Source organism: Nonomuraea sp. CX421 (assembly GCF_059358955.1).
In genome coordinates this window covers 109,276-131,310 of record NZ_JCADBK010000003.1, presented here as the reverse complement: position 1 = coordinate 131,310, position 22,035 = coordinate 109,276, and the positions used below count along the sequence as shown (strand labels likewise).

The following is a 22,035-nucleotide window of genomic DNA, read 5'->3' as shown; positions in this document are numbered from 1 at the left end:
CAGGGCGTTCATCAGCCGAAAGTACGCCCAATTGGCGGACGATCGGCCAGGTCACGGCTACACCCGATTGGTCTCGTATGCCCACATGGCGATCTCGACGCGGTTGCGGGCCCCGAGCTTGGCCATCAGGCTGGCGATGTGCGACTTGACGGTGCTGAGGGAGATGTGAAACTCGTCGGCGATCTCGCTGTTGGTCCGTCCGCGCGCCACGGTGGCCAGGATCTGCTCCTCCCGGTCGGTGAGCGCCTCGCCGGGGCGCGCCGGCGGTGAGGCGCGCCCGGTGCGGGCGAAGGCGCCGAGCAGCCGGGCGGTGATGCTCGGGGCGATGAGCGCGTCGCCGTCGGCGGCGGCGTGGACGGCCTGGGAGAGCAGCTCGGCGCCCGCGTTCTTGAGCAGGAACCCCCGGGCACCGGCTCTCAGCGCGGCGTAGACGTAGTCGTCGAGGTCGAACGTGGTGATGACGACGACGGCGAGGGGGTCATCGACGTCCGGCCCGGCGAGGGAACGGGTGGCCTCGATGCCGTCGAGACCGGGCATGCGAATGTCGAACAGGCACACGTCAGGGCGAAGGCGCCGGGCGAGCTCGACGGCTCGACGCCCGTCGGCGGCCTGGCCGACGACCTCGATGTCCGGCTGGGCGTCGAGGATCATCGCGAGCCCGGTGCGGACGATCTCCTGGTCGTCGGCGACGAGCACCCGGATGCTCATGTCACCGACCCGGTTCGGGGGAGCACGGCGGTCACGGTCCAGCCTCGATTCGGGCCGGGGCCGGCTTCGCAGGTGCCGCCCAGCAGGTCAGCGCGTTCGCTCATGCCGATGAGCCCGTATCCCTTCGACGTGGTCGGACGTACGAGGCCGCCGTCGTCGCTCACCCGCAGGCGCACCGAGGTGTCGTCGGCGGCGACGCGAACCTTGATGCGGCTGGCCTGGCGGGCGTGCCGTCGGGCGTTGGTGACCGATTCCTGGGCGATGCGGTAGATCGCGGCCTCGACCGACGGGGGGAGGTCGCCGAGGTCGCCCGAGATCTCCACGTCGACGGGCGGGCCGGAGTGGTCTCGGCCGGCGAGCTGTTCGAGGTCGGTGATGCGACGGCCGGGCGCCAGCTCCGCGGGCCGGTCCAGGCGCAGGACCCGGACCAGGGCGCGCATCTCGTCGAGGGCGCGTGCCGCCTCGGCCTCGATCATGTGGAGTGCCTCGGTCGCCGCGCCGGGCCGCGACGCCGACGTGGCGATGCCGGCCTGTGCCCGGATCGCCATCGCCGAGACGTGATGGGCGACGGTGTCGTGCAGGTCGCGGGCCAGCTGTTCGCGTTCGAGCAGCTTGATCTGGTCGAGCTCGCGCATTCTGGCCCGGGCTCGGTAGCGGAGTGTTCCGCCCAGGGCGAGGGCCGAGAACGTGACGGCGAACGCGGCGACCGTGTCGCCGGGGGCGAGGCGACCCAAGAACAGCGAGAAGGAGACCGCCACGAGCATGATCGTCAAGCCGGTCACGATCTCGCGTCCCGATCCCCACCGGCACAACGAGTAGAACAGGACCAGGACGTACGCCATCGTGTACGTGTCCATGGCGTCGCCGTCCATCAACAGCGGGGCCAGGCTGGTGGCGACAAAGACGATCATGACCATCAGGAGCGGCCTGGTGCGGCGCCACAGCAGTGTCGGCAGCAGCCCGACGGTGACGGTCACCGAGACGACCCGCCACGGAAGGTCGGCCCGCAGCACTCCTTCGAGCACCGCGACCGCCGCGAGCACCCCCACGAGTGCCCAGTCCCGCCACACCCGCCGTGGCGGATCGGGTGGGCGCGGCTCGTCCCACACCGAGCGAAAAAGGGCGAGCACGGAAAACATGGTACGTCCGCGAGGCTCGGCCCGGGAGCGGCCGAGGTCTCGCCATTTCTGGATCAAACGTGAAGATGACGGCTAATCTGCTGATTTATGATCTTCGGTCCAGACTCCGTTCTGGCGGGGCGCTACCGGCTGCGCGGGCCTCTCGGATCCGGGGGCATGGGCAGGGTCTGGCTGGCCCACGACGAGCTCCTTGAGCGGGACGTGGCGGTCAAGGAAGTCACGCTGCCCGCGGGGCTGGACGCCGCCGAACGGGCGGAGGCCTATGAGCGAGTCCTGCGCGAGGCGCGGACCGCCGCCCGGGTGCGGCACCCAGGGGTCGTCGCCCTGCACGACGTGATCTCCGAGGACGGCAGACCGTGGCTGGTCATGGAGGTCCTGTACGGCAGGTCGCTGAAGGAGGCGGTCGAGGAGGAAGGGCCGCTGCCCGTCGGGCGGGTCGCGGCGATCGGCGGCGAGGTGCTCGCCGCGCTGGCCTTCGTGCACGAGGCCGGGGTGCTGCACCGGGACGTGAAACCGGCCAACATCTTCCTCCACGAGGATGGCCGGGCCGTCCTCACCGACTTCGGCATCGCCACGATCGAGGGCCAGGTGACGATCACCGCCGAAGGGGTGCTGGTCGGATCGCCCGGCTACATGGCGCCGGAACGCCTGCACGGCGAGCCTGACGGGCCGGCGTCGGACCTGTGGTCGCTGGGCGCCACGCTCTACTCCGCCGTCGAGGGCGTGCCACCGTACTCGGGCGACATGCCGACGGCGGTGCTCGCGGCGGTGCTGACCGAGCAGCGGCGCCCGCCGGTGCTGTCGGGGCCGCTGGCCCCCGTGCTGATGGGCCTGCTGGAGCGGCGTCCGGAAGACAGGCCGGATGCCGCCACGGCCGGCGCGATGCTGGCGGAGATCGCCACAGCGGACGGGCCGGCCCGCCCCGGCGTGACGAAGGAGGCCGCGCCCGGTGACACTGAGCCCGCGAGGGGTGGCGCGATCGAGGTCACGCGTGGTGAGGCCCGCGCCCGGGTCGCGCGTCATGGCACGGTGGCCGGTGGCCGGCGCCGGCTCCTGACCGCCGCAGCGGTCCGTCGCCGGGGCGGGGCGGGGCCTGGGGTGCTGCTCGTGGGGACCGTGATCGCCAGTGCGCTGGCGGCCACCGCGGGCTTCTCGTTCGGCGCGCCGGGCACGGCGGCCTCGCCCGCCGCCGCCACTCAGCCGCCGGCCGACCCGAGCGACCAACCGGGCAGGTTCGGGATCCCCGTCAGACTGTGCGAGTTGCTCACTCCCGAGCAGGTACGACAGTTGCTCCCGAAGGTCGCCGATCCAGCCGGAAAGTCGAGCGGCAACAGCTGTTCGTGGACCGCGAGAGGGCCAGGGCATCGCTTCAAGAAGGGGGACGCGATGCCCGCGGGTTCCGACACCGTCCTGCGCTTCAGGAAGGCGACCGTCCTGCCCGAGGGATCCGGGGTGTCGGTGGACATCATGGGCGGCGAGCCGTGGGGCGGGAGCCCGAACAAGGCCCACCGGACCTTTGTCGGTGAGCGGTCCAAGTATGCGGACACCAGCTCGTGGGTGCTCATGGAATGGCCGCAGATCGGCATGAAAAGGACCACGGCTCGGACGTCGATCGCCACGCCGGTCACCGGGGTGGGTGAGGAGGCGTTCCTCGTGCACACCAACGACCGCTGGATGGGCGGCCGGGTGGGGACCGACGTGACCTTCAGGACCTCCAACCTGGTCCTCAGGGTGAGCTATTTCAACATCAACGAGGCCGACGACGCCGAACTGATCGAGCGGCGGGCACGGACCGCGGCTCAGTGGATCGTGGTCGCTCTCAACCGCGGGGGATGAGCCGATGACACACGACGGGGGATGAGTCGATGACACGAAGGAGAGGTGTCGCCGTCTCCAGAACCGTGGCCGTTCTGGCGGTGGTGTTCCTGATCGGGGTGGGCGCGGCCGTCGCCGTGCTCTACGGTCGGCTGCCCGCCGCCGCCGCTCCCGGCCGCACTTTTCCTCCTCCTGAGGCGCCGGTCACGGCCGAGCCGGTTTCCGGGCCCTTCACCGAACTGCCGTACGCCTGTGGCCTGCTCACGAAGTCGCAGTTCGGCGAGCTGGTCCACGAACCGTTCAGCCGGCGCGACGGGCGCGGCGGGTGTGAGTGGGACTCCCTCGACGACCCGGCGAAGCCCCGGGACGGCTTGGCGCTCAGGTTGCGGCTGCTGCCGAACGAGGCACGCGCCAGGGAGTACTTCCAGGCGCTGCGAACGGACGCGGAGGAACCACCGCTCGTCGCCGGGCTCGGTGACGAGGCGTACGCGGCGCGCGGCGACATGAGCAGCGCGTTGCCGGGGTTCGGCCGGCGCATGGTCGTCCGGCTCGGCAACCTGATCGCCGAGATCGACTACAGAAGGTACGGCGCCACCGCCGACCGTGACGGGCGGCTGGAACGCGGTGCCCGGCAGGCCGCCACCTGGGCGGTCCAGGCACTGAGGCGGCTGAGGTGAGTCCCGTGACGGAGCAGCGCGTACTGGGCGGACGCTACCGGCTGGTCGCCCGGTTGGGCGGCACCGACGTCTGGCGGGCCCGTGACGAGTCGCTGCGCAGGGACGTCGCGGTCACCCAGGTGGCGGGGAGGTCCGCGGCGGACCTGGCGGCGGGTTTCGCCGCGGCGGGCGAGGCGGTGCGGGGCCGCGCGATCGCTCTCACCGCCGTCCACGACCTCGTGGTCGACGGGGACACGCCATGGCTGGTGATGCGGCTCGACCCGCGAGGCAGGCGGACCCGGGCGCTCGTGGTGGCAGCCGTCTGCGCGGCCGCCGTCGCTGTGACGGCCACGACGCTCGCCGTCGCCACCGCGCGGCCCCCGCACTTCAGCACGCCGCCTCAGGCCTGCGACCTGCTCACCGTCGAGGACCTGCGGACGCTGGTCGCGCAGGCCCAGAAGACGGCCCGCGCGTCTTCCCCTCCCGACCCGGCGATGAACCAATGTCAGATCACCTCAGGGGACGCCGCGATCGGGGCGGCCCAGCGGCCCACCATGACGGTCTGGGTCACATGGCGCGGGGACGACGAGGACAAGGCCGGCTCGGACCTGGCCGACCGGCGGCAGAACGCGGAGAACGTCCGCAAGAAGTACCTTCCCGAGGGGCCCGCCGACCGGCACCTGATGCCCGTGTCCGGTCTCGCTGACGAGGCGTTCTACCTCGGCGGCGTGACGGAGAGCGGCCTGTTCGTCTCCATGGTCGGCTACCGCTACGGCGCCGTCGTGGTCGACGTCCACTACCTTCGGCTGAACGGCACGCGGGAGGAGGCCGGCCCGATGAAGGAGCGTCTGGTCGAGCTGGCCCATCGGAGCCTGGAGGGCCTGGAGCGGTGAACGACAGGTACCGGCTGCACGTCCCGCTCGGGGCGTACGGGATGGGCGCCGCCTGGCTGGCCTACGACGAACTGCTCGCCCGCGACGTGCTGGCGCAGGAGTTGCCCGTCCCCGCCGGAACCGATCCGGCCGAGTGGCGGGAGCACGTGATCGAGCGGATCGGCGCCGTCGACGCCATCAGGAACGCCCCGGTCGCCGTGGTGCACGACCTGGTCACGGCCGACGACGACCGGCTGTGGACCATCACCGGCCTCGAAGACGGCACCAGCCTGGCTCAGGTGCTCGCCGACCAGGGGCGGCTGCCCGTCGAGCAGGTGGCCGCGCTCGGGCTGGAAGCGCTGGCCGCCCTCACCGCGGCCCACCGGCGGGGCCTCGTGCACGGCGCCGTCACTCCGGCCACCGTGGTGATCAACGGTGACGGCCGGGTCAAGCTCGCGGGGTTCGGCGGTGGCGGCCGGACCGGGGCTTTCGTCGGCGTCCCGGGCTTCACCGCGCCCGAGTGTCTGACGGGCCCGCCCGTCCCGGCCTCGGACCTGTGGTCGCTGGGGGCCACTCTGTACGCCGCGGTCGAGGGCGTGCCCCCGTACCGGCGGGCGACCGCGCTGGCCACCACGAGTACGACGCTCACCGGGCGGCCGCGCGAGCCGGCGCACGCGGGCCCGCTCGCCCCACTGCTGGAAGCGCTGCTCGGGAAGGACCCGCTGACGAGGCCCCGTCCCCGGACGATCAGCAGCCGGTTGCGCCGGATCGCCGCGGGCCGGCCGGTCCGCGAACCGTTGGTCGTCCCCAGGAGCGTCGTCGCCGCCGTGGTCGCCTGCTCCGTCGTGCTGGCCTGCGGAGCCGGGGTGCTCGGCGCCCGGGTGAAGGCGGGGGCCGACGCGGAGCGGGCCGCGAACTCCCGGGGCGGCTTCGTACGGGTGCCGGTCGCCTGCGGCTTGCTCACCGACGCCCAGTTCGCCGCCCTCGTCCCCGCACCGACCATCGACGACGAGGAAACGACCGGCCCGAATCCCGCCGTGTGTCGTGGGGACACGGCCCTGGGGGCGGGCGTTCCGGAAGGGCTGAAGCGCAGAGTCAAGCTCGTGCTCCAGCACCACCCGCCCGCCGAACTGGCCGGCAGTCGCGAGCTCTTCAGGAGGGAGAGCGAGGACGCCCGGACGCGAGTGGGAGGCACAGGTCACCGCCCGCTGCCCGGCCTGGGTGACGAGGCGTACACCTACCAGCTCCGTGACAGCGACCGGCTCTCCCAGGTGGTCATGGTGCGGGTGAGCAACGTGGTGGCCGAGATCGTCTACTCCGGTCGGATCAAGGACGATCCGGAGGGCCGCCTCGCGGCCGGTGGGCTGCGTGCCGCCCGGTGGGTCGCGGACGCGCTCGCCAGGCGAGCATGACCGAGCGCCTGCTGGCCGGCCGCTATCGGCTCGTCCGGCTGCTCGGAGCAGGCGGGATGGGCGCCGTGTGGCAGGCCAGGGACGAGTTGCTCGATCGCGAGGTGGCGGTCAAGGAGGTGCGCCCGAAGGGCGCCGTGTCCGCGGACCGGCTGGCTGAGCTGCGCGAGCGCGCCCTGCGCGAGGCCCGCGCCGCCGCGCGGCTCCGGCACCCGGCGATCGTCACCGTCCACGACGTGCTGGAGGAGGAGGGCCTGCCGTGGATCGTCATGGATTTGATCGCGGGCCGTTCTCTGGAGGAGGTGGTGCGTGCCGAGGGGCGGCTGCCGCCCGCCCGGGTCGCCGCGATCGGGGTGCGGGTGCTCGACGCGCTCACCCAGGCGCATCGGCGGGGGATCCTGCACCGCGACGTCAAACCGGCCAACATCATGATCGGGCCGGACGGGAAGGCGCTGCTCACGGACTTCGGCATCGCGGCGTTCGTCGGCGACCTGGGGCTGACCTCGCCGGGCGCCCTGGTCGGCTCGCCCGGATACATCGCGCCCGAACGGCTGCTGGGCGAGGATGACGGGCCCGAGGCGGACCTGTGGTCGCTGGGTGCCACGCTGTACGCGGCGGCGGAGGGGCAGGCACCTTTCCACCGGGACACGCCGATGGCGGTGCTCGCCGCGGTGCTCACTCAGCCGCCACGCGAACCGTCCTTCACCGGGCCGCTCGCCGGCTTGTTGCTCGGGTCGCTGGCCAGGGATCCCGCCGACCGCCCAGACGCCGACCGGCTCCGGCGGGATCTCGGCAGGATCGCCGACGGCCTGCCGGTCGACGCCGCCAGGCCCGAACCACCCACCCCGGCGCCCGAGGTGGACCTACCGGCGACCAGGCTGGACGGGTCTGCGGACGGAGAGCGGACGAGCGGTCGGCGGCGGGCCGCCGTGGCGGCCGGCGCGGTGGTGCTGGCCGGGACGGTCGCGGTGAGCGTGGTGGCGTCACGTGAGCAGCCGGGGGCGACGCCGCCGGCCGCGTCTTCGCCGGCGACTCTCGAACCATGTGGGCTGCTGACCCTTGGCCAGGTGGAGACCCTCCTACCGGCCCCGCGCAAGCCGGCCCCCTCGGCTGGAGGGTGCGCGTGGTCGGCGGACGCCGGTGATCTCACCGTGACGGTCGAGACCTTCCCGCCGCGACAGGGCAGGACCGGGCCGGAGACGGCGCGGGAGATCTACATCGCCCGCCGGGAGACCGACATGTCCCGGGCGCGGTCCGGCGGTCTGCTCGGACCCGAGCCGGGAGACCTGCCGCCGAGAGACGTGGCCGGCCTCGGGGACGAGGCCTTCGCCGTCGAAGGTGTCGGTCTGCTCGACAACGCCACCAGCACCGTCGTGTTCAGGGTCGGTGACCGGCTGGTGAAGCTCCACTACTCGAAGACCTTCGCCAAGGGCGGGACCCCCACCGTGACCGAGGCGCATCAGGAGGGTGTGCTGTCGGTCGCCCGCCTGGTCGTCGACGCGCTCCGGCGCTGACCGGTCGTCCGGTGGAGCCCGCTGAGACCGGAACTCCGTTCGTCTGTCGTGCCTCACGAAGATCAGATAGAAAACCAGCATGGCCAGGTCTCCAGCACGCTTCGTTCAGTGGGTGACAGCGAACATCGATGCCGTCATGGCGGTGATTCTCGCGTTAGGCATAGGCATGATCGGGATTCTTCCCGAAGAGGTGCTCGGAGGGCCGGAGGACTCCTCCCAGCTCATCAGCGCCGCCGGCCTGCTGGCGCTGGGAATCGTCGCGACCGTGATACTCCGTCACCAACTCCGCGTGGATCGACGGTTCGATCATCTAGAAAGTCTCGTCGAAGAAGTCGCGCCCCGCAAAAGCACCTCGATCGCAAGTGACGACGAAAGCCTTGAGGTGCGCTTCAAAGACCTGGCGCTCCGCCTGGAAGGCACTTTCGCCGAACTCGCGGATCTCGAAGCGGCCATGCACGCACGTGCCGCCGTGGCCAGACGACTCGCGGCCGAAGCTGAAACGAACCGGCTGGAGGCCGAGTCAAGCAGGGAAGCCGCGCAGTTGCGCAAGGAAGAAGCCGACGCCTTCGACCGCCTTCTCGGAACCAAGATCGACGCCGTCGCGGAGAAGGTGGATCAACGGGGGAGGAGAACTCAGCGACGATACATGTTGGCAGGCGTGGCCTTCGGGTTGGCCGCCTCCGTGATCTTGGACGTGGTCAAGGCTCAGTTGGGTAGCTGAAGGCGCCGCGACCTTTTCCGGTCGGCTCAACTCGCCCAAAGCCACCTTGCTCCTATGATGTCGATCATGCGTTTATCTCCCCTTCTTGCAGGTTGCGTAGCTTTCTTGCTCTTACTTTCCGGTACGGCCCACGCGACCGCCTACCCCATCAAAGATCGCGTACTGACCCATAACAAGCTGTATCGCAGCGGCAAGCTCACACCGAGAGCATGTCCTGAGCGGGAGATCAAGGCGAACGACGTGCCTTCCGCCAAGAGGTATCTGACCTCGGTGCTGAACTGCCTCAACACCTCCTGGGCGGCCTATTCGAAGCGGGCGGGGCTGCCCTTCGCCAAGGCCAGGATCGGCTTCATCACCAAACCGCGGCGCTACTGCGGAGGCTCCTGGGGGAAGGCCGCGGCGGTCTACTGCGACGCGGAGCGGCGCTTCCTCGTCCTGCTGGATGACGACACGCTCTCCAACCCCTGGGACCTGTTCAACTTCCAGATCGTCACCCACGAGTACGGGCACCACGTGCAGCACCTCACCCGGATGGCGCGCGCGTTCGACTACTACCCGTACAAGGGCAAGAAGGAGCTGAACGAGCAGATCCGGCGCAACGAGTTGCAGGCCGAGTGCCTGGGTGGCGTCTTCATGCGCAGCTTCTGGGACTCGCTGGACCGGACGCGGGACGACTGGGACGAGCTGCTCGACATCACGCGCGAAAGCGGCGACGAGTGGACCAAGGCCAGTGACCACGGGAAGGGCCGCAACATCGCCGCCTGGCTCGACAAGGGCTTCCGTGCCGGGTCGCCGGCGGCGTGCAACACCTGGACGGCCCCGTCGTCCAAGGTGTCCTGATCCAAGGTGTCCTGATCCGCGGTGGACGAAGAACGGCGGGCCTGAGCCGAGCCTGGCCTGATGTGCGGCATCAGCGGAGGTCGGCCCAGGAGTGGGGTGAGGGCTGACCGGCCGGCATGGTGGGCGCGAACTGGACGGGCAGCGACTCCAGCGCGCGGATCCAGATCGAGCGGCGCCACCGCAGGTCCGCCGGCTCCACCTCCAGGCGCACGTCCGGCAGGCGGTCCAGAAGCACCTCCACCGCGGTCTTGGCGATGATCTCGCCCAGCTCCGGGCCAGGGAAGGGGCAGCCGTACTCGCCGTGGCTGAAGGCCATGTGCGCTCGGTTCGGCCCGGAGAACGTGGACGCGGCCGGCTGGACCTGGGGATCGGCGTTGGCTGCGGCGAGGCTGAGCACCAGCAGGTCGCCCCTGCGGATGCGGTGCCCGGCCAGCTCACAGTCCTGTACGGCGTAGCGGGCGGGTGTGTTCTGCATCGGCGGGTCCTTCCACAGGACCTGGTTCAGCGCCTCGGAGACGCTGCTGCGCCCGCCCTGGAGGTCCATCTGGAACTGGTCGTCGACCAGCATGAGGCGCAGCGTGTTGCCGATCCAGTTGGAGCTGGTGCCGTGGGAGGCCATCACCAGCGCCATCGCGTCCTGGACGATCTCGTCGTCGGTGAGCCGCGCGGAGTGCGCCAGCAGGATCGACATGAGGTCGCGGCCGGGCTGGGCGCGCTTGCTCTCCATGAGCCGCGCCATGCGCCCGACGATGGGCCCGAGCATCGCGTGGGCGTCCTCGCCGCCGTCCATCACGATCTTGATCTCCTCGGCCATTTCGGGCGCCTCGCTCTCGGACATGCCGAAGAGCCGGGCGACGACCTGGGCCGGGATGCGGTAGGCGTACTGGGAGATCAGGTCGGCCCGGCCGTCGCCCGAGAAGGCGTCGATCACCAGGTCGGCGATCCTCTCGCAGACGAGGGTCAGCTCGGTGCGGTCTATCGCGTCCAGCGCGTCGCCGAGGGCGCCGCCGCGCCGCATCCGCTCCGCGCCCTCGGTGAACACCATTGTCGGCGACCAGCTCACGTACATGCGCAACGGCCAGTCCGGCGGCACGATCTCGCGCAGGTTCCAGCGCCTCGGGTCGCGGCCGAACAACTGTGGCTGGCTGGTGACGTGGTGCAGCTCGCGGTAGCCGACCACGAGCCAGGCCGGGACGTCGCCGTCGAGAAGGACGGGGACGACGGGCCCGTACGTGCGGCGCAGCTGCTCGTAAAGGGGACCGGGGTCGTCGTACGTCTCCGGCTCGTACAGGCGTGCCGCGTCGGTGTGGTCGGGGTATCCGTCCAACAGGCCCCCGCTGCGCGGGGAGGACCCGGCGGAGTCGGCGGAGTCGGCGGGCGAGGCGGGGAGCTTGGTCACGGAGTGCTCTCTCGGACGGGCGACAGGTCGTGCATGCGGGCGAGGTGTTCCACGAGCGTGATCAGCACGGTCTTGCACGAGGACCGCTCCCGCGCGTCGCAGTCGACGATCGGGACCTCGGGCGACAACGCCAGCGCGTCGCGCACCGAGCTCAGGGCGGGCCCGTCGGCGAAGCGGTTGACGGCGACCACGAACGGCATCCGGTGGTGCTCCAGCCGGTCGATGGAGTAGAACGACTCCTCCAGGCGGCGGGTGTCGACCATGACGACCGCGCCGAGACTGCCGGCGAACAACTGGTCCCATACGAACCAGAACCGTTGCTGGCCGGGCGCGCCGAACAGGTAAAGCACCATGCCGGCGTTGAGCGTGATCCGGCCGAAGTCGAAGGCGACCGTGGTCGTGGCCTTGGTACGCACCCGGCTCGCGTCGTCGATGCCCACGCTGGCCTGGGTCATGACCTCCTCGGTGCTCAGCGGCTGGATCTCGCTCACCGAGCCGACCATGGTCGTCTTGCCGACGCCGAACCCGCCGACGATCACGATCTTGAGGGCGTCGACGGCGGTCTCGCGCAGGGGCGCCCGCACGCCGGCCGCAGGCTGGTCAGAGGTCGTGGAGGGCAATGAGCACCTGCTTCAGGAGTTCGGGATCCGGTTGTCCGGCCTGCGTGGCGGCCGACGGATGGCGGACGGTGATGCGGCCGGTGTCGAGCAGGTCGCGCAGCAGGATCTTCACCACGCTGACGGGCAGCCGCAGCTCGGCGGAGATCTCCACGACCGCCGTCGGCCGCCGGGTCATCCGCAGGATCTTGACGTGCTCGGACTGCATGCCGGGAGTCGGGCGGCATTCGCTCACGACCAGGGAGACGGAGTCGAAGGCCGTCTCGTCGGCGCGGGTGCGTCCGCCGGTGACCGTGTAGAGCCGGTCCGGGTCCTCCTGGTCGATGGCCCGCCTCGTCATGGGCGCTCGCCGCTGGTCTCCGCCTGGCGTGGCGCGGCCGTGAGGTAGACGCCGATCTGCTCCACCAGCTCGTTCATGTTGTGCGCGATCAGCCCGACCTCGCCGTCCTCCTCGGCGACCACCGCCAGATGGGCGCCCGCCCCGGCCGGCACGATGAGCAGCAGCCCTCCGGCGAACTCGACCATCGCCTGCCCCGCCCCGATGCTGTCGCCGAACTCGGCCGAGGCGCTCAGCGACAGGCTCTGGATCCCGGCGGCCAGGGCGGCGAGCTGGTCGGCGCCGTCGCGCTCCAGGCCGGTGGTGTAGCACATCTTGAGGCCGTCCCTGGTCAGCACCAGCACGTGCCTGATCCCCGGGGTCTTGGTTCTGAGGTTCTCCAGCAGCCAGTCAAGGTTGCGATCGGTACTGCGCGAAGCGTCTATAGTGCTCATCGAAACGACGGGGCGCCCTCCGGCGCGGGCGCCGGCGTGACCGCCCCTGCCTCCTATCTGTGATCGATAAGTTCCGGTAGCCGCGGGCGGGCGTCAGTCGTCGCCCGGGCCCGGGGAAGAGCCGCGCCCGCGCGCCCCCGCCTGGCGGAAGGCGGCGAACCTCGCCGCCGAGTCACGCCCTTCCCGTACGGGCCCCGCGATCCGCGCCTGCCGGCCCTTGGTGGCCTCGGCCAGTGTCTGACCCCGTCGCCGCCTCGGCAGGAGGCCGTCGTCGTCCTCGGCCGGTCCTTCCTGGGCGGGGATGGCCACGGCGGCCACGGAGGCCGGCACGGCGGGGCGGGCCGGCTCGATCGCGGGTGGGGCGGTGTCCTGCCTGGGCTGGGTGATCAGCAGGCGGGGGATCAGCACGACGACTCCGGTGCCGCCTCGGGCCGACGGCCGGAAGCTGACCGTCAGACCGTACTTGTCGACCAGGCGACCGACGACCGCGAGGCCCAGCCGGGTGCCGGACAGCGTCCGCAGGTCGAGCGGCTCGCTCACGAGCCTGGTGGCGTGGTGCCGCTCGCGCGGGCGCATGCCGAGGCCGCTGTCCTCGATCGTGATCACGACACCGGCGTCCTCCTCGTCCACGTACACGTGAACCTCGGAGCCGTGCGCCGAGAACGCGGCGGCGTTGTCCATCAGCTCGGCCAGCGCGTGCATCACGCCCTCGGCCGCGTATCCGGCCACGGCGACGGTGCTGGTGGAGTGCAGGCGGATGCGCCGGTAGGCGCCGACGCGGCCCATCGCGCCCCGCAGGACGCTCTCCATCACGATCGGCCGGGTCCACCGGCGGCCGGAGCGACCGCCGCTCAGCAGGGCGACGTTGTCCGCCAGCCGGCTCATCTGGGCGATGCGGTGGTCGAGCTCCAGCAGGTCGGCGAAGACCTCCTCCTGGTCGCCGTACAGCTCCTCCAGCTCGCGCAGCCGGGCGAGCAGGCTGGTGGCCTGGGCCTGTACGCGGGCCGCGGCGCCGGCGCAGGCCGCCATGACCGCGGCGCCCCTGCGCTCGCCCTCGTCGAGCCGGCGTGCCGTCTCGGCCAGCAGCTCGCGCAGCGGGGTGTGCACCGGCTGGCGCACCTCGGCCAGGGCGGCGGTCGCCGACATCCGGTCGGCCTGGATCCGCTTGACCAGGTCGGGCAGCGTCTCACCGGTCACCCGGGCGATCTCGGACTCCATGGCCGAGCGGGACGCCTGGGCCATGGTGCGCTCGCGTTCGAGCACGTCGAGCTCGTGCCCGATGGCTTTGAGCAGGCTGGGCAACGCGCCGTCCTGAGGTTGGACGACGCGAGTGAGGGCGTCGGAGACCGAGACCCCTCCGCGCACCTGACGTCCCAGCGCGGGCAGCGACTCCTCGGTCAGCTGCAGCACCTCGCGCTCCAGCCGGGCCAGCCGCGCGGCGATCGACCTGGCCTGCTCGCGTGAGCGGCGCCCGGCGGCCGCGTAGTGGACGACGGCCGCGGTGGTGCCGGCGAGCAGCGCGGCCGAGACGCCACCGACCAACGCCATCACGCCTTTGGCCTCGGCGGTGACGGAGGACACCGCCCACAGCCACACACAGGCCATGATGATCAAGGTGCCGAGAAAGGCGATGACCGCCAGCTCCCTCGGCGAAAGCCTGCGCTGTGTCCGGCGGGGTGCTTCTGCTGGCATCGGCGGTCCTTGGGGGCGTGGCGGCGAGGCATGGCCGAGCCGCGTCGAACCTGCTCCCCTCGCGCGACAGGTCGGTTGCGTGGCCGCTTCGCGACGGAGCGCAAGGGAACAGGCGCACACGCTAGCACCACGTGCACAGCCAAGAACAGACAAGCACCTTCAAATCATGCGTTGCCCCTTTAACGCACAAAGAGTCAACACATGGGTCGATTTGGCCTGGCCAGGTGGGCTGATGATCAAGGTGGCGTTCCGGTGGTCCCAACGATCGGCCAAAGGGGCACAGACCGGCTGTTCGCCTACGATGGCGGGATAATCCGCGACTATAAGCTGATCGCATGACGAGACCGCCGCTGCCGCCGTTCACCTTCGAGACCGCCACCCGGAAAGTACGGCTGGCGGAGGACGCGTGGAACACCCGCGACCCCGAGAAGGTGGCCCAGGCCTACACGATCGACTCCGCCTGGCGGAATCGCGCGGAGTTCGTCAACGGGCGCGACGAGATCGTCGCGTTCCTCACCCGCAAGTGGGCGCGGGAGCTGGAGTATCGGCTCGTCAAGGAGCTCTGGGCGTTCCAGGAGAACCGGATCGCCGTGCGTTTCGCGTACGAGTGTCACGACGATTCCGGCAACTGGTTCCGTTCCTACGGCAACGAGAACTGGGAGTTCGACGGCGAGGGGTTGATGAAGCTGAGGTACGCCTCCATCAACGACCTGCCGATCCGGGAGTCGGAGCGCAGGTATCACTGGCCGCTGGGCCGCCGCCCGGACGACCACCCGGGGCTGAGCGATCTCGGATTGTGAACATCCCCGGGATCCGCACCCCGGGATGCGGATCCCCCGGGTGCGGACCTCACACCCCTGCTGCGGCCATCAGCTCGTCAGGGTCCGCGATCACGTTGTCACGCCAGCCGGGCCCGATGTGCCGCAGCTCCACGCCCTCGCTCTCACGGCCGAGGACGAGGCCGAGGACACGCTGCGGGGTCAGCGGGATCTGTGACACCGGCCGCCCGATGGCGTCGGCCACCGCGCAGGAGACCGCCGCGGCCACGTTGAGGATGGGCACCTCGCCGGCGCCCTTGACCCCGAGCGGGCCGAACGACGGAGCTCCCTCGTACAGGTCGAGCTGGACGGGTACGACGTCACCGGACAGCGGCATGCGGTAGGTCTCGAACCCGGTCTGGCGCACCTTCCCCCGCGCGTCGATGGTGATCTCCTCGTGCAGCGCGTAGCCCAGGCCCTGGACGACACCGCCCTGCACCTGGCCGCGGACGGCCCTCGGGTTGATGGCCCGGCCCACGTCCTGGACGACGCGGTAGGCGAGCACCTCCACGTGGCCGGTGTCCGGGTCGACGGCCACGTCGCACTCGTGCACGGCGAAGACGGGCAGGTCCAGCGCGCCGATCATGTGCCCGGCCGCGCAGCCGGACATCGGCTGCACCCCGATGCCGGTGAACGAGCCGGAGCCGGAGATCGGCCCGGACACCTGCTGCGCCCGCTCGGCCACCTCGCGCAGGGTGATCCGCGCCGACGGCACTCCGTTGACGGCCACGTGGCCGTCGGTGAGGACCAGGTCATCGGGTGACGCTTCCAGCATCTCGGCGGCGAGGTCGAAGACCTTCCGGCGCACCTCGTCGCAGGCCGCGACGCCGGCCGCGCCCAGGGAGACGGTCGTCCGGCCGCCACCGACGCCGCCGTCGTACCCGGCCGCGTCGGTGTCGGCGGCCCGGACCGTGACGTCCTCCGGCCGCAGGCCCAGCGAATCGGCGACGAGCTGCGGGATCGCCTGCATGGTCGATCCGGAGCCGATCTCGACGCCGGCGGTGACCAGGGTCGCCGTGCCGTCCGGGTTTAGGTTGACGGTGGCGGCGGAGGGGCCGACGAAGATGAACCAGGTGCCGACGGTCGTCGCCGTCCCGTAGAGGCGGCCGTCGTCGGCCCGTTCCACCGGGGCGGCGGAGTCGCGCAGCGCGACCATCCGGTCGATCATCGGGGCCAGCACGTCGCCCTCGAAGACCTGCCCGGTGGATCCGAGGTCGCCGTCGCCGAGCACGTTGCGCCGCCTGAACTCCACCCGGTCCATGCCGATGGCGGCGCAGATCTCGTCCGTGTGCCGTTCGAGGGCGGCGGTGCAGTAGGTGCCGTTGCAGGCGCGGAAGGCGCCGTTGGGGGGCGTGTTGGTGTAGACGGCCCGGCTCACCAGGCGCACCGCGCCGAGCCGGTAGTTTCCGCCGAGCGTGTGGGCGGTCATGCTGGTCAGGAACGGCTGCTCGCCGCCGTAGGCGCCGCAGTCCATCAGGACGACGGCCTCCCGGGCGACGATCTCGCCCGACTCGGTGACGGCCGACCGGATCCGGATCTCCGCGTTCTCCCGGCACAGGGCCGTCTGCATCTCCTCCTGACGGCTGTTGACCAGCTTGACCGGCCGCCCCGCGGCCCGGGCGAGCAGCGCGGCGAACGGTTCGAGGCTCACCTCGAACTTCATGCCGAACCCGCCGCCCACCGGCGGGACCACCACGCGGACGTCGGCCTCGCGCACCCCGAGGAGGCGGGCGGTGGAGTTGCGGACCGACCAGGGCACCTGGGTGGACGTCTGGATGACGAACCGGCCGTTCTCGTAGCCGGCCACGCACGCGCGGGGTTCGAGCGGGGCCTGGTTCTGCCGGCCGGCCACGAACTCCGTCTCGACGATCCGCACGTCGTCGCGGGCGAAGGCGGCGTCGGTGTCGCCGCGGACCACGGTGGCCTCCCAGCCGATGTTGCGGCCCCGCCGGCCGCCCTCGACGAGCACGTCGTAGTCTTCCCAGCCCGGATGGAGGTCACGGGCGTCGTCGGCCAGGGCCTGCGCCATGGTGACCAGAGGGGTGTACTCCTCGACCTCGACCACGATCGCGGCGGCCGCCGCGCGGGCCTGGTCGAGGGTCTCCGCCGCGACCGCCGCGACGGGCTCGCCCAGGTAGCGGATCTGGTCGACGGCGAACAGGGGATGGTCGGCGATGGTGATCCCGTAGCGGCCGGGGGCGTCGGCCGCCGACACGACGGCCCGCACCCCGGGCATGCGGCGGGCGGGCTCCAGGTCGATCGACACGATGCGGCCCGCCGGGACCTTCGAGCGGCACAAGGCCGCGTGCAGCAGCCCGCCTTCGGCCGCGTCGACCGTGAACACCGTCCGGCCGCGCAGTTTGTCCTCGGCGTCGCGGCGGGGCAGGTCCGCTCCGATGACGTCGCTCATGACGCGTCCTCCTCCATCGTCGCGGTGGCGGCTCGTGCCGCCGTGAGGGCGGCCTCCACGATGCGCTCGTATCCGGTGCACCGGCAGATGTTGCCGACCAGGGCCTCGTGGACGTCACGCCGCTCGGGGCTCGGGTTGGTCTCCAGCAGCGCGGTCAGCGACATCAGCATCCCGGGGAAGCACATGCCGCACTGCACCGCGTCGTTGTCCTTCATCGCCTGCTGCAGCGGGGACAGCGCGCCGGCCGGGTCGGCGAGGGACTCGACGGTGCGGACCGACCTGCCCTCCGCCAGGCCCACCGGCACCAGGCAGGAGGCCACCGCGTCGTCGTCGACGAACACCGTGCAGGATCCGCAGAACCCCTCGCCGCACGCCGCCTTCGTGCCGCGCAGATGCAGCTCCTCGCGGAGCACGCCGGACAGCGGGGTCATCGGGTCGGCGTGCACCCGGCGCGGCTCTCCGTTGACGAACAACTCGGTCATGTCCTGTCCCTTCCGTGCGGCTCCAGCGCTCGTACGGCACGGCCGACGACCGTCGGCAGCACCTGCAGTCGGTACCAGCCGTCCGCCTCCACCGAGGTGCGCGGGGTGAAGGATCCGGCGAGCTCGCGGGCCGTACGGACCGCTTCGTCCGCGTCGAGCGGACGGCCGGTCATCGCGGCCGCCAGCTCGGGCCACAGCCGGGCCACGGGCTCGACAGAGCCCACGGCGACGGTGGCCGACTCGACCACGCCCGCCTGATCGAGCGCCGCCGCGACGCTGACGATGGCGACCGGGTAGTCGCCCGCGCGCCGCAGCGTGAGGCGGGCGTGCGCGGAGACGACCGGCGCGAGCGGCACCGACACGTGGGCCAGCACTGTCCCGGGCGGCAGGTTGTCACGACCGGCCAGGAACCCGCTGAGCGGCGTGGTCGTGATGCCCGCCGGGCCCGCCAGCACCACCCTGGCCGACAGGCTGAGCAGCGCGGGCGCCAGGTCGGCCGCCGCGAAGTCGCGGGCGCAGAGGTTGCCGCCGACCGTGGCCTGACGCCTGACGGACGGGTTGGCCGAAGTCGCCGCGGCCTGCCGGAGCGCCTCCAGCGCTGGGTGGCCGGCCAGCGCCTGGGCGAGCCGCGCGTGGGTGACGGCGGCGCCGATCGTGAGGGTGGCGCCGTCGTCGTCGATCCGCCGTAGCTCCTCGATCCGGGCCAGCGAGACGTACTCGCGGTGGAACGGCTCGCCACGCGAAGGACTTCTCATGATCCAGGTGGCGCCCGCGATGGGAGCGGCGTCGGGGCCGGCGACCGCCAGCCGTTCGACGGCGTCGTCCAGCGAGGTCGGCTGGTACAGGCTGGGCGCGGTCGGAACCGTCATCGAGAACCTCCTTGTCTGGTGGCCGACGGCCCCCGCCGTCCCTCAGCGGAACGGCGGGGCCGGGTCAGGTGGCTGCGCCGAGGGCCTGGCGCAGCTTCAGCTCCCGGTCGGCCGAGTCGGCGCGGGCCCGCAACGCCTCGTCGAGGGTCACGGCGACGAACCGGGTGCGGGTGCCGGGGGAGCACTGCGCCACCAGGTTGAGGTCGGCGCTGATCACGCTGGCCACCATGGCGTAGCCGCCGCCGGAGACCGCGTCGCGGTGCAGGATGATCGGCTCGACGCCGCCGGGCACCTGGATCGAACCGACCGGGTAACCGGCGTCCACGATGTTGGACGGGTCGGACCCCGCGCCGAACGGCTGGACGCGTTCCTCCCACTCCAGGACGGGGCCGGAGTAGCGGAAGCCGGTGCGGTCGGCGACCGGGGTCAGCGTCCACTCCGATTCCAGCAGGCAGCTGCGCCCGGCGTCGGTCAGCCGGTAGTCGTACAGGCCGAGGACCACCCGCAGCTCGACGTCGCGGCTGTAGACGGGCCTGAGCGTCTCGGGCACGACCTGGCCCGGCACGCCGCCGGAGGACCGGCCGACCGGCACGACGTCGCCCTTCTTGAGGTTGCGGCCCTGGAAGCCGCCGAACCCGCCGAGCGCGTACGTCGACCGGCTGCCCAGCACCACGGGCACGTCGAACCCGCCGGCGACGGCGATGTAGATGCGCGCCCCCGCCCGCAGGAAGCCGAAGGTCAGCTGGTCTCCGGCCGCGACGGCGAAGGACTCCCACTGCGGCGCGGGCTCGCCGTTGAGCATCACCGGCATGTCGGCGCCCGTGACGGCCACCACCGTCGGCTCGTCGAAGCGCAGCACCGGACCCATGTACGGCGACTCGATGACCGCCGCGTCGAGCGGGTTGCCCACGAGCAGGTTGGCCGCGGCGGCGGCACGCAGGTCGGCCGCGCCGGACGGCGGGATGCCCACGTTGTAGTAGCCGGGACGGCCGCGGTCCTGGATGCTGGAGGCCAGCCCCGGTTCGAGGATCTCAACTGGCATAGAGCGCCTCCAGAAGTTCGGTGTTGTAGCCGTCGGGGTCGGCCAGGAAGCGATCGAGGTCGAAGGTCACCGGGCGCTGCCGATAGCGGTAGGTGCCCGCCTCGACCTCGGCCCGAATGGCCTCGTACTCAGCCTGGTCGACGGCGCGGAACTTGACGATGTCACCGGGCCGGAAGAAGATCATGAATTCGCTGAAGTCGGCGAGCCGCTGCTCCGGGTCGAAGATCGGCACCGGGGTGACGCCGAACATCTGGTAGCCGCCGGCCCCGCGGACCGAGTAGATGCAGGCGAAGCAGCCGCCGTGGCCCACGGTCAGCGCCGGGGTGTCGGTGCGCGGCCGCAGATACTTGGGCAGCTCCAGCTGCCGCTCCTGCGGGACCATCTGGAACAGGAACGGCAGCCCGGCCACGAAGCCGACCATCGACGTGATCCACGGCGAGCCGGAGTGGGCGTCGATGAACGCCTGCACCGAGTCGAGGTCGTTCTCGACGGCCGCGAACTCCAGATCGTTGCCCTCGGGCCGCTGGTGCCGGTCGCGGAAGCGGGCGCCCGTCTCGTTGGTGAACGGGTCGTCGTACCAGACGGGGACCTCGAAGATGCGGGTCTCCACGCTGCGGGAGGGGGAGCCGGCGACCTTCTCCTCGGCCGCCCGCACCGTCGCTTCCAGCTCGGCCGGTGGCACGATGTCGGGGTCGAACCTGATCAGCAGGGAGGCGTTGGCCGGGCAGATGTCCACGATGCCCGGGATGCGGTCCTCGCTGAGGATCTTCGACACGGCCATGGCGGTGAAGTTGACCTCAAGGCTCATGGCCTCGGCGAACTGGACGACGAGATGCTCGTCGCCGCCCCAGGAGTAGCGGCTCTGGCCTGTTCTGCGCGCGATGTTCTGTGTCATGCGTTCCCGCCACTCTTGTTACGGCCGGCCATCCACCCTTCGAGGAAGGTGGTGTGGTAGCGGCCTTCGCGGAATTCCTCGATGTCGATCACGCTGCGCATGAAGCCCGCGGTGGTGACGACACCTTCCACCTCGACCTCGTCCAGGGTGCGCGCCATGCGGGAGATCGCCGACGCGCGGGTGTCGGACCAGACCACGATCTTGGCGAGCAGGGAGTCGTAGAACGGACTCACCTCGCCGCCGGGTTCGAAGCCCGAGTCGATGCGGACGAACGGGCCGCCCGGCATCCGCATCGACGAGAGCACGCCGGGGCTCGGCATGAAGGAGAACTCCGGGTTCTCGGCGTTGAGCCGCACCTCGATGGCGTGGCCGCGGAACTCGACGTCGGACTGGGCGAACGACAGGGGCGCCCCGGAGGCCACGGTCAGCTGCTCGCGGACCAAGTCGCGGCCGGTCACCATCTCCGTCACCGGATGCTCCACCTGGATCCGGGTGTTCATCTCGATGAAGTAGAACTCCTCGGTGGCCGGGTCGTAGAGGAACTCGACCGTGCCGGCGCCGGTGTAGGCCGCCACCTTGGCGAGCGCGACGGCCGCGTCGGTCATGGCGTTGCGCACGTTCTCCGGCAGGCCGGGCGCGCCCGCCTCCTCCAGCACCTTCTGGCGGCGCCGCTGCATCGAGCATTCGCGCTCGCCGAGGTGGACGAAGTTCTCGCCGTCGCCGAACACCTGCACCTCGATGTGCCTGGCGTGCTCGACGAACCGTTCGATGTAGACGAGCCCGCTGCCGAACGCCGCCTGGGCCTCGGCCTGGGCCACCGGCAGCGCCTCGGCGAGCTCGGCCGCGTCGGCCACGACCCGGATGCCGCGGCCACCGCCCCCGGCGGCGGCCTTGATCGCCACCGGATAGCCCGCCCGCTCAGCCGCCGCGAGGGCCTCCGGCAGGCCGTCGACCGGCCCGGCCGAACCCGGGACGGTCGGCACGCCGGCCTCGTCGGCGGCGGACCGCGCCCGCGCCTTGTCGCCCATCAGCCGGATTGTCCTGGCCGACGGCCCGACGAAGGTGACCCTCGCGTCGGCGACCTTCTGCGCGAACTCGGCCCGCTCCGACAGGAACCCGTAGCCGGGGTGCACCGCGTCGGCGCCCAGGTCGACCGCCGCCGTGACGATCGCGTCCATGTCGAGATAGCTGCGGGAGGCCGCCGGCGGGCCGATGAGCACCCGCTCGTCGGCCATCCGGACGTGCAGCGCCTCCTGGTCGGCCTCGCTGTAGACGGCCACCGTGCTGATCCCGAGCTCCCGAGCCGCACGGATGATCCGTACCGCGATCTCCCCACGGTTGGCGACCAGCAACTTGCGCACCAAGA

21 protein-coding genes are annotated in these 22,035 nt (G+C 71.5%); 8 read left to right on the top strand and 13 right to left on the bottom strand.

Features of this window, described 5'->3' with window-relative positions; all coding sequences use genetic code 11:
• Positions 1-57 precede the first annotated feature (57 nt).
• Both AC5L3X_RS06460 and AC5L3X_RS06455 read right to left on the bottom strand, forming a co-directional pair.
• Positions 58-708 carry a response regulator gene (locus AC5L3X_RS06460; RefSeq protein WP_189124952.1) on the bottom strand — a complete coding sequence of 217 codons (651 nt, stop codon included), beginning with the start codon at positions 706-708 and terminating at the stop codon, positions 58-60.
• Positions 705-1,847, bottom strand: a complete 1,143-nt coding sequence (locus tag AC5L3X_RS06455) for a sensor histidine kinase (RefSeq protein WP_494855738.1) — start codon at positions 1,845-1,847, stop codon at positions 705-707. Before AC5L3X_RS06455 ends, AC5L3X_RS06460 begins: the two co-directional genes overlap by 4 nt.
• Before the next feature lie 87 nt (positions 1,848-1,934).
• Here AC5L3X_RS06455 and AC5L3X_RS06450 point away from each other — a divergent pair, with 87 nt between their 5' ends.
• The 7 genes from AC5L3X_RS06450 (at position 1,935) to AC5L3X_RS06420 (ending at position 9,674) form a co-directional block, all read left to right on the top strand.
• A complete protein-coding gene (locus tag AC5L3X_RS06450; RefSeq protein ID WP_494855737.1) occupies positions 1,935-3,683 on the top strand; it encodes a serine/threonine-protein kinase in 1,749 nt (582 codons plus the stop codon).
• 29 nt (positions 3,684-3,712) lie between these two features.
• Positions 3,713-4,339, top strand: a complete 627-nt coding sequence (locus AC5L3X_RS06445; RefSeq protein ID WP_494855736.1) for a hypothetical protein — start codon at positions 3,713-3,715, stop codon at positions 4,337-4,339.
• 5 nt (positions 4,340-4,344) lie between these two features.
• A complete protein-coding gene (locus AC5L3X_RS06440; protein ID WP_494855735.1) occupies positions 4,345-5,211 on the top strand; it encodes a hypothetical protein in 867 nt (288 codons plus the stop codon).
• Positions 5,208-6,602 carry a protein kinase domain-containing protein gene (locus AC5L3X_RS06435; protein WP_494855734.1) on the top strand — a complete coding sequence of 465 codons (1,395 nt, stop codon included), beginning with the start codon at positions 5,208-5,210 and terminating at the stop codon, positions 6,600-6,602. The genes AC5L3X_RS06440 and AC5L3X_RS06435 overlap by 4 nt, the downstream gene beginning before the upstream one ends.
• Positions 6,599-8,113 (top strand): serine/threonine-protein kinase, encoded by a 1,515-nt coding sequence (locus AC5L3X_RS06430; RefSeq protein WP_494855732.1) that lies wholly within the window; start codon positions 6,599-6,601, stop codon positions 8,111-8,113. Before AC5L3X_RS06435 ends, AC5L3X_RS06430 begins: the two co-directional genes overlap by 4 nt.
• 112 nt (positions 8,114-8,225) lie before the next feature.
• On the top strand, positions 8,226-8,834 hold the full coding sequence (locus AC5L3X_RS06425; RefSeq protein ID WP_494855731.1) for a hypothetical protein: 609 nt from the start codon (positions 8,226-8,228) through the stop codon (positions 8,832-8,834).
• Positions 8,835-9,074: 240 nt separating this feature from the next.
• On the top strand, positions 9,075-9,674 hold the full coding sequence (locus tag AC5L3X_RS06420) for a neutral zinc metallopeptidase (protein ID WP_494855729.1): 600 nt from the start codon (positions 9,075-9,077) through the stop codon (positions 9,672-9,674).
• A 70-nt stretch (positions 9,675-9,744) separates the two neighbouring features.
• Here the strand turns inward: AC5L3X_RS06420 and AC5L3X_RS06415 are convergent, their stop codons facing one another.
• From AC5L3X_RS06415 to AC5L3X_RS06395, 5 genes are all read right to left on the bottom strand, one after another.
• Positions 9,745-11,073 carry a cytochrome P450 gene (locus tag AC5L3X_RS06415; protein ID WP_494855728.1) on the bottom strand — a complete coding sequence of 443 codons (1,329 nt, stop codon included), beginning with the start codon at positions 11,071-11,073 and terminating at the stop codon, positions 9,745-9,747.
• Entirely contained in the window at positions 11,070-11,693 is a 624-nt protein-coding gene (locus tag AC5L3X_RS06410; protein WP_494855727.1) for a GTP-binding protein, read from the bottom strand. The genes AC5L3X_RS06415 and AC5L3X_RS06410 overlap by 4 nt, the downstream gene beginning before the upstream one ends.
• On the bottom strand, positions 11,674-12,030 hold the full coding sequence (locus AC5L3X_RS06405; protein WP_189124962.1) for a DUF742 domain-containing protein: 357 nt from the start codon (positions 12,028-12,030) through the stop codon (positions 11,674-11,676). Before AC5L3X_RS06405 ends, AC5L3X_RS06410 begins: the two co-directional genes overlap by 20 nt.
• A complete protein-coding gene (locus tag AC5L3X_RS06400; protein ID WP_189124963.1) occupies positions 12,027-12,461 on the bottom strand; it encodes a roadblock/LC7 domain-containing protein in 435 nt (144 codons plus the stop codon). The genes AC5L3X_RS06405 and AC5L3X_RS06400 overlap by 4 nt, the downstream gene beginning before the upstream one ends.
• 93 nt (positions 12,462-12,554) lie before the next feature.
• Complete coding sequence (locus tag AC5L3X_RS06395; protein ID WP_494855725.1) at positions 12,555-14,153, bottom strand: sensor histidine kinase; 1,599 nt, start codon at positions 14,151-14,153, stop codon at positions 12,555-12,557.
• A gap of 335 nt (positions 14,154-14,488) precedes the next feature.
• Here AC5L3X_RS06395 and AC5L3X_RS06390 point away from each other — a divergent pair, with 335 nt between their 5' ends.
• The gene (locus tag AC5L3X_RS06390) at positions 14,489-14,953 is read left to right on the top strand and encodes a nuclear transport factor 2 family protein (RefSeq protein ID WP_189124964.1); all 465 of its coding nucleotides are present in this window, start codon (positions 14,489-14,491) and stop codon (positions 14,951-14,953) included.
• Positions 14,954-15,002: 49 nt separating this feature from the next.
• Here the strand turns inward: AC5L3X_RS06390 and AC5L3X_RS06385 are convergent, their stop codons facing one another.
• From AC5L3X_RS06385 to AC5L3X_RS06360, 6 genes are all read right to left on the bottom strand, one after another.
• Entirely contained in the window at positions 15,003-17,381 is a 2,379-nt protein-coding gene (locus AC5L3X_RS06385; RefSeq protein ID WP_494855723.1) for a xanthine dehydrogenase family protein molybdopterin-binding subunit, read from the bottom strand.
• Positions 17,378-17,863: a (2Fe-2S)-binding protein gene (locus AC5L3X_RS06380; protein WP_494855722.1), complete on the bottom strand. Its 486-nt coding sequence runs from the start codon at positions 17,861-17,863 to the stop codon at positions 17,378-17,380. The genes AC5L3X_RS06385 and AC5L3X_RS06380 overlap by 4 nt, the downstream gene beginning before the upstream one ends.
• A complete protein-coding gene (locus AC5L3X_RS06375) occupies positions 17,860-18,732 on the bottom strand; it encodes an FAD binding domain-containing protein (protein ID WP_494855720.1) in 873 nt (290 codons plus the stop codon). The genes AC5L3X_RS06380 and AC5L3X_RS06375 overlap by 4 nt, the downstream gene beginning before the upstream one ends.
• A gap of 64 nt (positions 18,733-18,796) precedes the next feature.
• Positions 18,797-19,774 carry a 5-oxoprolinase subunit C family protein gene (locus AC5L3X_RS06370; RefSeq protein ID WP_494855718.1) on the bottom strand — a complete coding sequence of 326 codons (978 nt, stop codon included), beginning with the start codon at positions 19,772-19,774 and terminating at the stop codon, positions 18,797-18,799.
• Positions 19,764-20,669, bottom strand: coding sequence for a 5-oxoprolinase subunit B family protein (locus tag AC5L3X_RS06365; RefSeq protein WP_494855716.1), 906 nt, complete (start codon positions 20,667-20,669; stop codon positions 19,764-19,766). The genes AC5L3X_RS06370 and AC5L3X_RS06365 overlap by 11 nt, the downstream gene beginning before the upstream one ends.
• Positions 20,666-22,030, bottom strand: coding sequence for an acetyl-CoA carboxylase biotin carboxylase subunit (locus AC5L3X_RS06360; protein WP_494855715.1), 1,365 nt, complete (start codon positions 22,028-22,030; stop codon positions 20,666-20,668). The genes AC5L3X_RS06365 and AC5L3X_RS06360 overlap by 4 nt, the downstream gene beginning before the upstream one ends.
• Between the last annotated feature and the right edge of the window lie 5 nt (positions 22,031-22,035).